At 40.9% G+C, this 13,912-nt stretch carries 12 protein-coding genes; 6 read left to right on the top strand and 6 right to left on the bottom strand.

From position 1 onward, the window contains the following. Positions 1–324 precede the first annotated feature (324 nt). Complete coding sequence (locus tag V7K55_RS14005; RefSeq protein WP_334832263.1) at positions 325–945, bottom strand: 2OG-Fe(II) oxygenase; 621 nt, start codon at positions 943–945, stop codon at positions 325–327. Positions 946–998: 53 nt separating this feature from the next. Then, a complete protein-coding gene (locus V7K55_RS14000) occupies positions 999–1,187 on the bottom strand; it encodes a hypothetical protein (RefSeq protein ID WP_334832214.1) in 189 nt (62 codons plus the stop codon). Positions 1,188–1,684: 497 nt separating this feature from the next. On the opposite strand from V7K55_RS14000, the gene V7K55_RS13995 reads away from it, so the two are divergent. Both V7K55_RS13995 and V7K55_RS13990 read left to right on the top strand, forming a co-directional pair. Next, the gene (locus V7K55_RS13995; protein ID WP_334832212.1) at positions 1,685–2,926 is read left to right on the top strand and encodes a phosphotransferase family protein; all 1,242 of its coding nucleotides are present in this window, start codon (positions 1,685–1,687) and stop codon (positions 2,924–2,926) included. A gap of 74 nt (positions 2,927–3,000) precedes the next feature. Beyond that, positions 3,001–4,089 carry a T3SS effector HopA1 family protein gene (locus V7K55_RS13990; RefSeq protein ID WP_334832209.1) on the top strand — a complete coding sequence of 363 codons (1,089 nt, stop codon included), beginning with the start codon at positions 3,001–3,003 and terminating at the stop codon, positions 4,087–4,089. A gap of 144 nt (positions 4,090–4,233) precedes the next feature. On the opposite strand, the gene xth is transcribed toward V7K55_RS13990, so the two are convergent. Beyond that, a complete protein-coding gene (gene xth / locus V7K55_RS13985; RefSeq protein ID WP_334832207.1) occupies positions 4,234–5,016 on the bottom strand; it encodes an exodeoxyribonuclease III in 783 nt (260 codons plus the stop codon). A 455-nt stretch (positions 5,017–5,471) separates the two neighbouring features. Between xth and V7K55_RS13980 the strand changes: the two genes are divergently transcribed. The 3 genes from V7K55_RS13980 (at position 5,472) to V7K55_RS13970 (ending at position 7,925) form a co-directional block, all read left to right on the top strand. Next, positions 5,472–6,542: a glycosyltransferase family 4 protein gene (locus tag V7K55_RS13980; RefSeq protein WP_334832205.1), complete on the top strand. Its 1,071-nt coding sequence runs from the start codon at positions 5,472–5,474 to the stop codon at positions 6,540–6,542. A gap of 56 nt (positions 6,543–6,598) precedes the next feature. Next, positions 6,599–6,784, top strand: coding sequence for a hypothetical protein (locus V7K55_RS13975; RefSeq protein WP_334832203.1), 186 nt, complete (start codon positions 6,599–6,601; stop codon positions 6,782–6,784). A 118-nt stretch (positions 6,785–6,902) separates the two neighbouring features. Next, complete coding sequence (locus tag V7K55_RS13970; RefSeq protein ID WP_334832201.1) at positions 6,903–7,925, top strand: zinc-dependent alcohol dehydrogenase; 1,023 nt, start codon at positions 6,903–6,905, stop codon at positions 7,923–7,925. Between the two features lie 383 nt (positions 7,926–8,308). Here the strand turns inward: V7K55_RS13970 and V7K55_RS13965 are convergent, their stop codons facing one another. Continuing rightward, positions 8,309–9,925 carry an ArnT family glycosyltransferase gene (locus V7K55_RS13965; protein ID WP_334832199.1) on the bottom strand — a complete coding sequence of 539 codons (1,617 nt, stop codon included), beginning with the start codon at positions 9,923–9,925 and terminating at the stop codon, positions 8,309–8,311. A 675-nt stretch (positions 9,926–10,600) separates the two neighbouring features. Here V7K55_RS13965 and V7K55_RS13960 point away from each other — a divergent pair. Then, positions 10,601–11,770 (top strand): hypothetical protein, encoded by a 1,170-nt coding sequence (locus V7K55_RS13960; RefSeq protein ID WP_334832197.1) that lies wholly within the window; start codon positions 10,601–10,603, stop codon positions 11,768–11,770. 241 nt (positions 11,771–12,011) lie between these two features. On the opposite strand, the gene V7K55_RS13955 is transcribed toward V7K55_RS13960, so the two are convergent. Beyond that, entirely contained in the window at positions 12,012–13,352 is a 1,341-nt protein-coding gene (locus V7K55_RS13955; RefSeq protein ID WP_334832195.1) for a recombinase family protein, read from the bottom strand. 59 nt (positions 13,353–13,411) lie between these two features. Next, a complete protein-coding gene (locus V7K55_RS13950) occupies positions 13,412–13,771 on the bottom strand; it encodes a VOC family protein (protein WP_334832193.1) in 360 nt (119 codons plus the stop codon). Positions 13,772–13,912 lie beyond the last annotated feature (141 nt).

Here is a 13,912-nt window from a genome sequence, read left to right as displayed (position 1 = left end):
AGATGAATCCCCAGAGAGTTAGCGATCGCGCTCGTACTCCTGTGCGGTTTCACAGTCACGCTGAAACTGTTCTAAAGCTTCCATTCTTTTGAATCAAATGGAATAACATAGCCAGGAACTTTGTCCGTCTTCACTTCATTGATTTTTTCCTAACAGGAAATGACAATGAATATTATCCCAGGTACGGGAAAGTTGAATAATGGATGAGGATAAATAGATCAGTATCGATCCGCAAACTAAGAAGCTATCACTTCGCTTTAGGGTTCGTGGGTTTTCTCGCCAGTTTTTGGAATAGGCGATTGAGGTAGTAAATTCAACACTAAGCTATGAGGCATACTTTCTCTTTTTGGTTGTAGACTGAGTGATTCTTGACTCTACAGTGAACTCAGGGATTTCCTGGAGTTCAGCTTCACTCAAACTATACTGTTCGCAAACGAGACTTAGGCGATTTCCTGGAGTTTTGACAGCGTTAACCGAATGGGTTAAATCACCTTGAAAATAAACTAAAGTATTGAATTGGGGCTTAATTTGCCCAAGTTGGCGTTTGTGCGATCGCAATACCAATTCTCCCCCTTCCATATCGGCTGGTACGCGCACATAAAGCACACTCACAACCGCAGGTGGTTCAATGGTTTTGGAGTAGGAACGTAAGGAGCGATCGATATGCGGATCGACGCGGGAGCCTTCTTTTAGCTGTAAAGGATTGAGGTAAAAAGCATTACAATTCCCCTGGAGAGCCAAATCGAGGTAAGGTTTGAAGTAGGGAAACTGCTGTTCTACTTTTGCTAATCCAGAACGCTGAAATACTACAGAAAATCCTTTAGTAGCGACAAAATCGCGGTTAAGGTTGTTGATTGCAAAGTAAGGACAAGCTTGGATTTCTCCCCACAAGTTGTTTAGGTAATCGCTGGGGAAGGCGTTTGTTTGTTGTTGATAGTGTTTCACTGGGTATGTGAGATAAATATACTTATAAACTGAATTTTTATCTAGCTTTAATTTCACGCACTTGCTTCCTTCTTCTTTGTCAAAAGAAGTTCCACAAAAACATCCCGCGCCATCTCTGCGCCATAGGCGATACAAGCCAGCACATCTTCTCTTTCTATCCTACATTTCCATAAGATGCACTCATGTAACCGTTGTCTGCGATCGCATATCGCCATCTCCAATACGTAAGTAACAAAAATCACGTAATAACAAGGCTTTCAGACATCAGTTCTGAAAATTAAAGAAAAAAATAATGACTAATTGCCTAAAAATTCCGGTTTTTTTCGCTTTGGGATGATAAATAAAAATAATAGCGTTGAATGTCATGCTTCCCTCTGCGAAGGATTACTGAAATTCTTCGCTGCTTTCAGGATGACTACTGAACATTAAATAACATCTGCCGCCAATCAGTTTTTTGCTGGAGATTCTGCTACATCAAAAGGCTCTACCACAAAACTTGCTCTCGATGTATCTAAGTAACTATGCTGATAAAGTGTAAAGATGTCACGGTATCTAGGAGTGAATTTTAAAGCAATTGTAAAAGAATTTGTACCATTTTGGCAGGTTTTTATCGGAAAGATGGGATATTAGTAGATTGTACAAATCTTTATTCTTATTCACTATCTACCGAAAACTGCTAAGTACAACCAAATACCGACACAGACAAGTTTAAGTAATTTAATGAAGTAGGAAATAATACATGGTATTATCACTGTCTTCTCATAACGTTATCCAGTATCTGCAAGAAGCGGGGCTGTGTAGCTCAGAAGATGACGCATCAGATAAATCTGAGTTGCCAGGAAGTAGTAAGAACAATTCCGATTTACTCGTGACTCTAGCAGATAATCGGAAACTGCTCGTTAAACAAGAACGTAACGTTAAAAGCGATGACGGCGCTCCTCATGAATTGTTTCAGGAGTGGCTATTTCATCAGTTGCTCCAGCAGTTTCCAGTTCTTGGCACTATTTCCGCGATCGCACCGTTGGTAGTTCATTTTGACGAAGAAAATTCTATTCTTGTCCGCAACTACTTAAGTGAATATCGGGAACTTGCGACATTCTACCACAACAATGAGATTTGTCCACAAGAAATTGCCATTGCCATCGGCACGACTTTAGCGGGACTCCATCGCGCAACCTACAACCGCCGAGAATATCAGGATTTCATGGCAACTGCTCCCCAAGGAGAGTTTCGCTATGGTTTTTACAATCCGGCGCAAGGGTTAGAGTCAATTGGGCCGGAGATTTTTGGGACGGTTCCCACGGATGCGCTGAAATTCTATCTACTCTACCAGCAATCAGAGAGTTTAGAATCTGCGATCGCAGATTTGGCGTATGACTGGAATCCTTGCTGCTTGACTCACAACAACCTGAAATTGAACAACATTTTGGTTCATTCCAGGTGGGATAAACTAGACAATTGCCTAGTAAAACTAATTAATTGGGAAGCTTGTTCTTGGGGAGATCCAGCTTTTGATTTAGGTACTTTACTAGCAAGCTATTTAGGCATTTGGCTCAATAGCCTTGTAGTAGATCCCACCATTGAGTTACAAGAATCTCTACATCTAGCGTTGACACCGTTGGAGAGTTTACAACCTTCAATTATTGCTCTAATTAGGGCTTATCTAAATGCTTTCCCTATGATTTTGGAATACCGTAGTGACTTTATTGAGCGCGTTATTCAATTTGCTGGGCTAGCACTAATTCATCAAATTCAGGATATGATTACCTGCCGGAAATCATTTAATAATGCTGATATTTGTATGCTGCAAGTGGCTAAAAGTTTACTCACTATGCCGCAGCAAGGTGTACTGACTATTTTCGGGATATCAGAGTCAGAAATCCTTAACCCTGTGGAAAAAGTTCATAAACTTCCTCAGCCTGTAAAGGAGCCACAGCTACTTCGTCTTTACTACGAAAAAACCCGGCTTCGGGGTTGCTAATAGCAGGGAGTAGAACAATTCTGAATTCTGGCTCCTGAATTCTGTTTTTTAAAGTTTGAATTCTAAATGGATTAATGCTAAATTACTCTATCAATCAACCGCTAACTTCTCTATTTGACATTGCTAAGAATATTCAGATTGAGTCAAATTTTTGTATTTATCATCCCAATTATCAACCCTTTGCTCTACCGACTAAAGTAGCAGATAGATTTCAGCAAAATTCTGTAGATTTACAACAGAAATATCTCAGCTTATTGCTGCGAAACTTTCTTTATGGTATCTATTACAATGGCTCTCTACAAAGTACTTTAGCAGTCAATAGTGATAGTAGTAATTGCCCGCCAAGGCAGAATTTAGCAGATAATTCCATCTTAGAAATTGATTGGAAGTTTTACGAGCATCTACACGCCAGTAATCACGGCATAGGTTACTTTGACCCTCAATGGCAGGTTTTGCGGAAAGAACCTGATGGTACTATGGCGGTGATTAAAGGCGGTTTAACACTTTATGTTGAGCCAGATTGCCATCTAAAATCCAGCAAAAAATCTACCAAAGTGGGTGATATGGTGGCAATCTGGATGCCCAAAAATCGATTGCAAAATGGCTGTTACTTAGCAGTTAGTAATGTCGGACAGGAACAGCAGAGCAATCCTGATGCTGATTTAGGAGCAGGGCGAATTTACTTTAACTTTACGCCATCTGGTGCGATCGCTCTCATGGAAAGTCTGACACTGCAATTGAATGCAGCTTTGATACCCTTTAGCTTTCAGGTTCTTCACAATCCCTGTGCATACGGACGCTATGATTCGGGGCTACTCTACTTTGAACTCCCCGACTATCCAGCAATTCGTACAATCCTTCAGGCTATTTATCCAGAAAATCAATCCCATTTCCAGCCCGAAATTCCCTTATTTACCAAATTTTTAGCCCCAGGTTTAGGTTTAGCCGAAGAACCAACCCAAAAATTTGCCGCACAAGAAAGTTTTGGGATGAACCGTTGCCAAATCGTCGCTAATGCTTTGTTGGAAGCTTGGCAAAAAGGCAAGAATGCAATGGAGGAACGAATGAGAGTTATTGACCAACATTTTGAGCGACACCTAATAGATTTACAGCGTCCTTATCTCAATCCCAGTTCAGAGGATATATATAAGCCGTTAAATTGATGGGGAATGGGGGAGAAGAGGCAAGGGAGCAGGGAGCAGGGGGCAGGGGAGCAAGGGGAGCAAGGGGAGCAGGGAGCAGGGGGAGCAAAGGAAGAATTACTGATTATTGAGCTATCCCCAATTCCCAATTCCCAATTGCCAAATTCAAAATTCCACAATTACCGGCGTATGATCGCTGGGTTGGGTTAATTTTCTGGGTGCGGCATCAATGACGCAACTTGTAGCACGCTCGTATAGCACGGGTGTGAGATAGTGATGGTCAATCCGCCAACCTAAGTTGCGACGGAAAGCGGCGGCGCGATAATCCCACCAGCTATAATTTCCGCTTTCTGTGGTGAATTTGCGGAAAGCATCGGCAAATCCCAGTTTCAGAATATCCCGTAAGGCTTGGCGTTCTGTTTCCGTTGCCATAATGTGATTTTCTGTACTCACTTGCTCGTGAATATCCTTGTCTTCTAGGGCGATGTTGAAGTCACCGCACACACATATTGCAGGTTCTGACAGCACAAGCAATCGCAAATACTCGTGTAGCGCTGTCAACCAGCTCAGTTTGTATTCATATTTTTCAGTTCCTACTGCTGCACCATTGGGAACATATAAATTAACAATCCGAACACCGTCAATTACACCTGTAATTACCCGCTTTTGCTCATCCCATTCATGATGTAAATCTGGCAAAATCGCCCTAAAACCGCTAGTTACGTCCATAAGTGGCTGGCGGCTAATCAGGGCTACGCCGTTATAAGATTTTTGTCCTGATATATAAAGGTTATAGCCCAACTGCTCAAAAGGCGATCGCGGAAACTCAGCATCCGCAACTTTGGTTTCTTGCAAGCAGAGAACATCAACAGGATTATTAGTTAACCAATCAGTAACTTGTTCGAGGCGAGTGCGAATTGAGTTGACGTTCCAAGTAGCGATTTTCATTAGTTATCAGAATTTTTTGTAAATTAATAATTACAAATTATGTAATTATTGTACAATTACTTAATATTTATAATTTCTTTTCCATTTGCCAATTACGTTTAAACAAGCCTTCAATCATTTGATCCCATTGAACATTTTAGTATTGCCAGCTACAAAATATTCAATTTTGTAAGTTCTGATACAAAATATTCTACTTCATTATGACCCCCAAGACAGATGCAACAAGTAATTGATTTGCTATAGGTTATAAATGTAGCTCAGGGTTTACTTTTGCCGATAGTCCTTTAGATTTGTCGGTAAAAGATTTGCGAGAGGGTTAACCGTTATTGTGCTTTTGGTAGCCTGTTAGGTTAATTTAAATTTCAAAATAGTGAGTAGGAATGCTTTGTTCTCATACAATAATGATGCAACTCATCATATTGAGGACAATTTCATAGACTGAACCAAAAAAACTTATGAAAATCGCTCAAGTTGCCCCCTTATGGGAAAGAGTTCCACCTCTTAGTTATGGAGGAATAGAACTGGTAGTGAGTCGCTTGACTGATGAACTTGTTAGTCGCGGTCATGAGGTAACTTTATTTGCCTCTGGTGATTCTCAAACTTTAGCTCATTTAGAAGCAGTTTATCCGCGTGCATTGCGCTTAGACCCAAATGTTAAAGAGTATGCCGTGTACGAAATGCTAGAACTGAGCCAAGTTTACCAACGTGCGAAAGAATTCGATCTTATCCATTCTCATGTAGGGATTTCGGCACTACCTTTAGCGAGTTTCATAACAGCAACTTCTACAGTGCATACCCTGCACAATAATTTTACAACCGATACCCGTCACGCATTTAGCTATTATCAGAACCAACCTTATGTCAGCATTAGTAAATCGCAACGTCAAATCGAGCTAAATTATGTTGGGACTGTTTATAACGGAATAAAGCTAGCGGATTATCCATTCGTAGCCCAACCGTCAGAACCTCCATATTTAGCATTTTTAGGTCGTTTTTCCCCAGAGAAAGGGCCACAACATGCGATCGCGATTGCAAAGCAGAGTGGGTGGCGTTTGAAGATGGCAGGAAAGGTTGATGTCGGAGACTCTAAGTTTTTTGAACAAGAGATTGCCCCCCACATTGATGGTCAGCAAATTGAATATCTAGGTGAAATTAACCACGCCGAAAAAGCTGAACTTTTGGGCAATGCAGCTATAACTCTTTTTCCCATTAACTGGCAAGAACCTTTTGGGTTAGTAATGACTGAATCAATGGCAACTGGTACACCAGTTATTGCCATGAATTTTGGCTCTGTACCTGAAGTTATTGCCCACGGTAAAACAGGTTTTATCTGCAAAAGCTATGCAGAAATGACGGCAATGATTCCCCTAGCTTTGGAACTCAATCGTCAAACCTGTCGAAAATATGTAGAAAAAAACTTTAGCGTTAGCCAAATGGTTAACGGATATGAAGCTGTTTACAGACAAATTATTAAAGACCGAATAGAATCGAATGGTCGCATTCATGCTACCAAAATCAATTTTTAATCAACTGATTTTTTGCTGAATTTAAAACAACAAATTTTTTTAATGAGGATATTGGTATGAGTACGAAAGCCAACACCTGCCCGTGTTGCGGTGGTTCCCTCCTGCGTCATGCCCGTCATGGTGAACTATATTGGTTTTGCCTGTCGTGCCGACAAGAAGTGCCACTGTTAACTGCTACTCGTTTGCCTAATGTGGAAACCCGGAACACTGTAGTGCTTCCCCAGCCAGTGGTAAATACCTAGTTTTTGCAATTTATTCAGATTAATAAAATTTGACTAAAAATCAAGACCGATTTGTTGATACCTATCAATTAGCTCAAACTGGTAAAATCGGATGGAGCTAATTGATAGGTTTTAAATTTTGTTAGCAGCGTTACTTTATGGGCAAGAAGATTTACGCTTAGAAAAAGTTGCTGACCCCACTCCTGCGGCTGGCGAAGTTGTGATGCAAGTGGAGACAGCAACAACTTGCGGTACAGATTTGAAAGTTTGGCGGCGTGGTGGTCATGCCAAAATGTTGAAACCACCAACGCTGTTTGGTCACGAAGCAGCTGGGCGAATTGTTGCTTTGGGAGCAGGGGTTACAAATTGGCAAGTGGGCGATCGCATCGTCGCTAATAATTCTGCTCCATGCATGAAATGCTTTTTTTGTCAACGTCAAGAGTATTCATTATGTCCAAATCTGACCTGGAATAACGGGACTTTTGCGGAATACTTGAAAATTCCTGCACCGATAGTACAGCACAATTTATTGCAGATACCCGATGAGTTGCCGTGGGAATTGGCAGCCATGACGGAACCTTTAGCTTGTGTGTTGCATGGTGTAGCCCGTTCCAATATTAAGCCCAAAGATCAAGTAGTCGTCTTAGGAGATGGGGCGATTGGGCTGATGTTTGTGGCGGCGTTGAGTGAGAAAGCTGAGGTGTTGCTGTGGGGAGGTAATAACCATCGGCTAGAAATTGGTCAAAAATTGGGTGCAACCCAGACCCTTAATTATCATCAAATCTCGGATATTCCTAGTGTGGTGAAAGAACTTACCCAAGGATGGGGCGCAGATGTAGTTATTGAAGCCACAGGTCTACCAAGTGTTTGGGAAACTGCGATCGCCTGCGCCCGTCCTGGTGCAACAGTTAACTTATTCGGTGGATGTCCACGGGATACCAGCATTACTGTCAATACAGAACAATTACACTACAGCGAACTGACCATTAAAGGCGTGTTTCACAATACACCAGAATATGTGCGCGAAGCTTTGGCACTAATAGCTAGTCGCAAAATTCCCTTTGAGTTACTTATTAGTGAACATCGGCCATTAAAAGATTTAGAACAGGTGTTTTGTGAGATGAAAGCGCGACAGGTAATTAAGGTAGCGATGATTCCTTAATTTTTTGCAGGGGTAAGGCAGATGTTCATTCTGTCGTTAATATCTTTTGTCAATGCGTAACTCCTATAGGACTCATATTTGATTTTTGAAATACACGTAGGGGAGCCGGTCGTGTGGGCGGGTGCGTTAGCGTAGCGGTAGCGACTGTACGTAGCGACACTGGCGTTGTGTTAGCACGGAGAGTACGGCACCAAAAACCTTGGAACCAGGTGCGTTACGGCTTACGCCTAACACGCGCTACATAATAAATGGAGGGTGTACCCGTTATTGGCTTAACATCAATGACCAACCTGGTGCGACTCCTTGCTAGGGCAAGGAGCAGAGGGGAATTATTTAACCAGTTTCTTCACAATTCCCAATGCCCAATGCCCAATTCTCTACCTTTACAACCGACTAGTATCTTTTGTAACTAGCTTCCAGCCTTCAGCTTGGTCAATTAGCTTCATTGAATCTAGCTGGAGATTGTTGAAAGCAGATGCATGAAGCAGAAAGTAGGGTTGCCCGTTGTAGTGCCAATAATATTCTAGTTCGCCAACAGAAGCGGGAATGACGGTGCGATCGCTATAATAATCCAACGAGGGACGATGGTAGGGAAAAGACGTGTAAATCTTCCTCGTAGCTGGATTTGCCCGCACAATCATGGCGGCGACTGGTTTAACTGGATAGGCTTCAGATAATTCCCAAACCCAGTAGTTAGATTTCATTAACAGCAGCAGCGAAAGATAACTTCCCCAAAACAAAATCTTCAAAAATTGCCCGTCGCCTCGTTCTGCCAAAATAGCCGCTAAGGTCATTGTTAAGGCTACTGCTGCAAAAATCAGTTGTAAGTCTGTTTTTGGTGTACCCCAACTGAAATAAATGCTACCACCAGAAGCAACTAAAGCAAGTATTGCCAAACCAGCAACCCAAGCACGGGGATAGGATGAGAGTAAAGGCGAATTTTCTGTATCTGATAACTGGATACCAAAGGCTAAAGCTAAACTGGGGTAAATGGGGAATAAATACCAGGGAACTTTGGTAATCATGAAAGAAATTACCATCAGATAAACACCACTCCACGCCATTACTAGCTTTGCCCAGCTAAGGTTGCGATTTTCCCAGGTTAAGCGGACAGTTTGTGGTAAGAATAGTAACCACGGCCAGGTGTATTTGAGAAGTTCAAGAACATAGTACCAAGGGGGTTCAGGATTACCCTCTGCAACAGAGCCAATTCGCTCTAGTGATGGGTTTACAAGCCCAACTTGGGCAAAAGTGTAACCATAGTGAATTAGTTGGGCGCTATACCAAGCAGCTACAGGCAGAATGCCAATGAAGATTGCTAACCACAGATAGTAACAAGTGAGCAGTCGTGGCGTATCCCAAAAGAGAAATACGATCGCGATCGCACCTAGTAATATACCTAGTAATCCTTGAGTTAGGCAAATCAACCCAAAACTCACACCAACACCAAGACAATAACGTAAATCTCGGCGCGATCGCAGCACGCACAACATCATCACCATCAAAAAACTTACCATCGCCCCATCCAACATTGCCAGCCGCCCATGACGCACTACAGGTAGCATTGTTAGATAAATCAAAGCGCTATAAATAGCAGCCCAACGTTGGCGAAATATCTCTCTAGCAATGCAATACAGTAAAGGGACAGATGTCGCTGTTAAAATTGCTCCAGGTAGACGTGTTGTCAACTCATTTTCGCCTCCTAGAGAATAAGCCCAGGCAATGAGCAAATGCATCAAAGGTGGCTTGTTATGATACGGTTCGCCTCCTAGTGTTGGGTAAAGCCAACGCATCGAACCTGCTGGAGCGTGCCAAATTTCACGAGCAACCTGTGCCACAGTCCCTTCATCCCAATCTCGCAACGGCAATCCTCCCAGATTGATGCTAAACAGTAACACTGCTGCCAACAGCAATACTATTAGCCATACCCAATCAATCCATTTGCCAACCGTGCGATTTTGTTTTTCTAGATGACTCCAAACAAAGCTTCCTTCTTGCATATTCTATGGTAATCATTTTACTTGCTGGTTTGATTACATAGAGACATCTAGCGAATCTCCAATGCTGCCACCCAGTAGCAACGTATATTCTTAACAATTGCTAGTTTCCAAGATTAACTCAACTTTATCTAATTAGCGCTATTTTTTGAAAAATTTATCTTAGTTAGTGAAAGAACATATAATCCAAGAAATGATAAAAAGAATACAACAAAAAAATTATTTATTACCTGGTTATTAGTCCGTAAATTAACTTGTATTTCATTTTGAATGTAATGCTTAGTTCGATTTTTGTCTGCTTAGTTTAAACTAGCTATGTTCAGCAAAATATGAATTAATTGCTACAATTTTTAAATTATGTGCTGAATGCTTATAGAAATTTACTTTGATTTTAAATTTTTTCTTCTTGGCTTGTTCTTTATTTCTGTATTTGGCGGTTTGTTCGTCAGATCGTTTGGTGTATCTTCATAGAGAAATTGGTGTCAATATAAGATTTGAGGTTATCAAGAACAATTCCCGACTGTTGTAGAGATGATTATTAACTACAATTCCAATTTAGGAAATTTTGACATTTTAAATTTAATTAAGCGATTATTTAATTAAAATATCTATGTTATACAATCTTTTTAAAGGATTTTTTACAAAAATAAACAGCTAATAAATTATTGGAGCCTATCAATGAATTTACCTGTGGTTGTAGATATTACTCTTGGCTTAGTTTTTATTTACTTAATTTTGAGCTTACTAGCTTCTGAAATTCAAGAGCTGATTACCACATTATTACAATGGAGAGCTAAACATTTAAAATTGTCAATTGAATTACTTTTATCAGGTGGTAGCGAAACTGACAAGTCAGATATTATTAATGCAATCAAGTTAGTCCAAATACTTTATAACGATCCTTTGATTAATACATTGAATCAACAAACCAAGGGAAAAGTAGAAAAGCATTTTCGGAGACTTACTAGAAATCCTGACGAAAAAGTACTAGAAAAAGAAAGCGGCCCTTCCTATCTTCCTTCTGAAACATTTGCAATTACTTTATTAGATACCTTAAAAATTCCCCAGCTAATTAATTATGTAAAACATCCTAGTGAAGAAACAAGAACAAACTTACATCTGATATTAGCATCTTATAAAGAACTTAAAAAAGGCATTAACGATCCAACGAGTGCAAGTTACACTAAGATTCAAGAAGTCTATGGAGATATTGACCAGAAATTTGTAGATTTTATTAATAATGAGTTACCGGATGAAGTCCCTGATAGTTTAATCAAAAGCCTTGCTGTGATTGCTCAACGTAGTAGGATAAAGGTTGGCGATCTCACAGAAGAAATAAATCAGTTTAAAAATGAAGTCGAAACATGGTTCGATCGCTCTATGGATCGAGCCAGTGGTGTTTATAAGCGCAATGCCAAAGGAGTTGCTATTTTAATTGGAATATCAGTTGCTTTCTTAACCAATACTGATACATTCCATCTGGTTAAAAGATTGTCAGAGGATTCGGTTATCCGCTCTACCATTGCTCAAAGTGCAAGCCAACGAATCGATTATATCAACGATCCAGCAGCCAGAAGGGACATTGAAAAACTATTAGGAAATGCTTCTATACCCATTGGATGGCAAAATATTAATCAACAGTTTGAGTTATTAGATACTACGAAATCAAATCTGGTTTACATCAGAATTTCGCAGGTTATCAAATTAATTTGTGGTTGGGTAGTAAGTGGTTTCGCTATTGCGATGGGTGCGCCTTTTTGGTTTGATATCCTCAATAAAGTTATTAATGTGCGAAATTCAGGGCCAAAACCTGTTGCGTATACGAAGGATCAACCGTCTCAGAGATAGCTATGGCAAAAGTCATTCGCTGCTATATAGCGGTTCCCATTCAGGTACAACATTACATCACCAGGTGTAGGGGCACGGCAGTGCCGTGCCCTTACGGGTGTACCTCACGTAAACGAGAACCGCTATATATTTTCATCGAATAACCTTAACCGAACCGTATTGAACCCACCTACATGGGTTTCAAATTCCTGGAGTAGATTTACAAAGGTTAAATGCTCTCATTTGTAACCGTCTCTTTAACTTAAAAAATAAAAATAACTTGTAATTTTAATTCTTTATTTTGAAGAGTAATCTCAATTTGTCTGATAAATTCTCGAAAGTAAAATCGTCGCTCTGTTTCCGACAAATCTAACCAAAATTGTGGTATGGAGACAGCTTGAGCAACAGAACGCAAGTTAACAGGGGGAAGCGTCGCCAACTTTGCTTCGAGTGCAGAAATTTCTGTGCGGAGTTTGTAAGCTCTTAATTTTGCTGTTTCAACATCTAAAATTCCAGTTTCAATTAAAGCGGGTAACTGAGCAAGTATTTCTTGCTGACGAGCGATCGCTTGTCCTAAACTATTCTTGACTGCATCCAATTGCGGAAAATTCATCCCCGCTACAGCTAAGGGTAAATCACGGCAAACGGTTTCAATTGTATGTTCCAACACATCTTGGTAGGGAATAGCCTTACACTTGGGGCGTTGAGGACAGCTAGTAGAACGTAAATAAAGATACTCCTTATCTTGGTTGCGTTGGGTGACACGAGTAACTGTCAGATGTGACTGACACTCAGCACACACAACCAATCCAGCTAAAGAACGCCTAGCACTAGCAGTTCGGGATGGTAAACGGCTGTTGCGGCGTAAAAGTCGGTCAATTTGGGCTGCTTCTTCTTTAGAAATTATCGGAATATGGGTATTGGAAATAATTTCACCATTTTGGTAAGCTGTATTGCCGCGATAAACTGGATTAGTTAGCCAGCGTCTTCCAGTAGTTACAGAGATTTTTTTGCCGTATTTTTTTGCCAAGTAGCGAACTGAACCGCGCAGGGAACCATAGAGTAAAAAGTGTTCAAAAAAATCTTTGACTACTGGTGAAGTACTGCGATCGATAGTATATTTTCCCTTACCTCTGCGATAGCCGTAGGGAACTTTACCGGGTGGCGGTGCAACCTCAAGCCGATTACGGGCGTGTCCTTGACGGATGCGACGACTGCGTTGTTGACGTTGAATTGCATTGAGCAAATTTAGCAAGTCAGCGCCGAGAGGGTAATTTTCGGAAGTGTAGGGTTGTTCAGTGGCAATTATCGCTACTCCCATTACTTCGAGTTGATGCAAGCGATCGCTAATTTCCTCTACAGTATCCCCTAATTCTTCCAATCGCCGAATCAAAAGATAATCTGCTGGTTCAGTTTCGCAATCGGTAAATAATTGTTGTAATTGCGATCGCGTAGCGTATCCAAATGACTCTTTTATACCTTGTCCAGAAGACTCTGGCTTGCCCAAATCTTCATAAACCCGATCCACCTCCCATCCCCAATCGGCTAGATCGGGAGCAGATTCTAATAGCGGATTGGTATAAGAGTAGGCAATTATTTTCATTTGTCATTTGTCAATAATCAATAAATAGTTCTTCTTCCCCTGCCTCCCCTGCCTCCCCCTCACTGCTGACTCAACTCAATAATATTTCCATCAGGATCTTGAGTGAATAGGGCAGGGCGACCAGAAGCGCTGGGTTGAATGGGATAATTGTGATTGAGCAACTCTTGTTTGGCAGCATCCAAGTTAGCGACTGAGAAAGCGACGTGGGGGTTGCGTCCCCATTTTTCATTAGGATTTTCGCTGGGGACAGTAGGTGCAACGATCAGGTGAATTTGATAGTTACCGACTTGATACCATGCACCAGCGTATTTTAGGGAACGATCTATTTTAGATAGTCCCAATACTTTGCCATAAAACTGTTCAGAGCGTTCTAACTCAGTTACGAGGATTGCTGTGTGCAGACTTTGGATAATTTGCATTGTCGGTAAGTGCGATCGCGTTTAGTTAAATTTTGACGTAGTTTGAGACTAAGCTGTTACGCAGCTAAATTTAATAAACTGCATTACCTTTATTTTTAATTTTACGCTCCCATTTAATAATAAGACCTCCTTTATTTAGCA

Origin of the sequence: Nostoc sp. (assembly GCF_036919895.1) — a bacterium.
Classification (GTDB): domain Bacteria; phylum Cyanobacteriota; class Cyanobacteriia; order Cyanobacteriales; family Nostocaceae; genus Nostoc.
The sequence above is the reverse complement of the archived record's forward strand: the minus strand, read 5'-3'. Positions and strand labels throughout refer to the sequence as shown.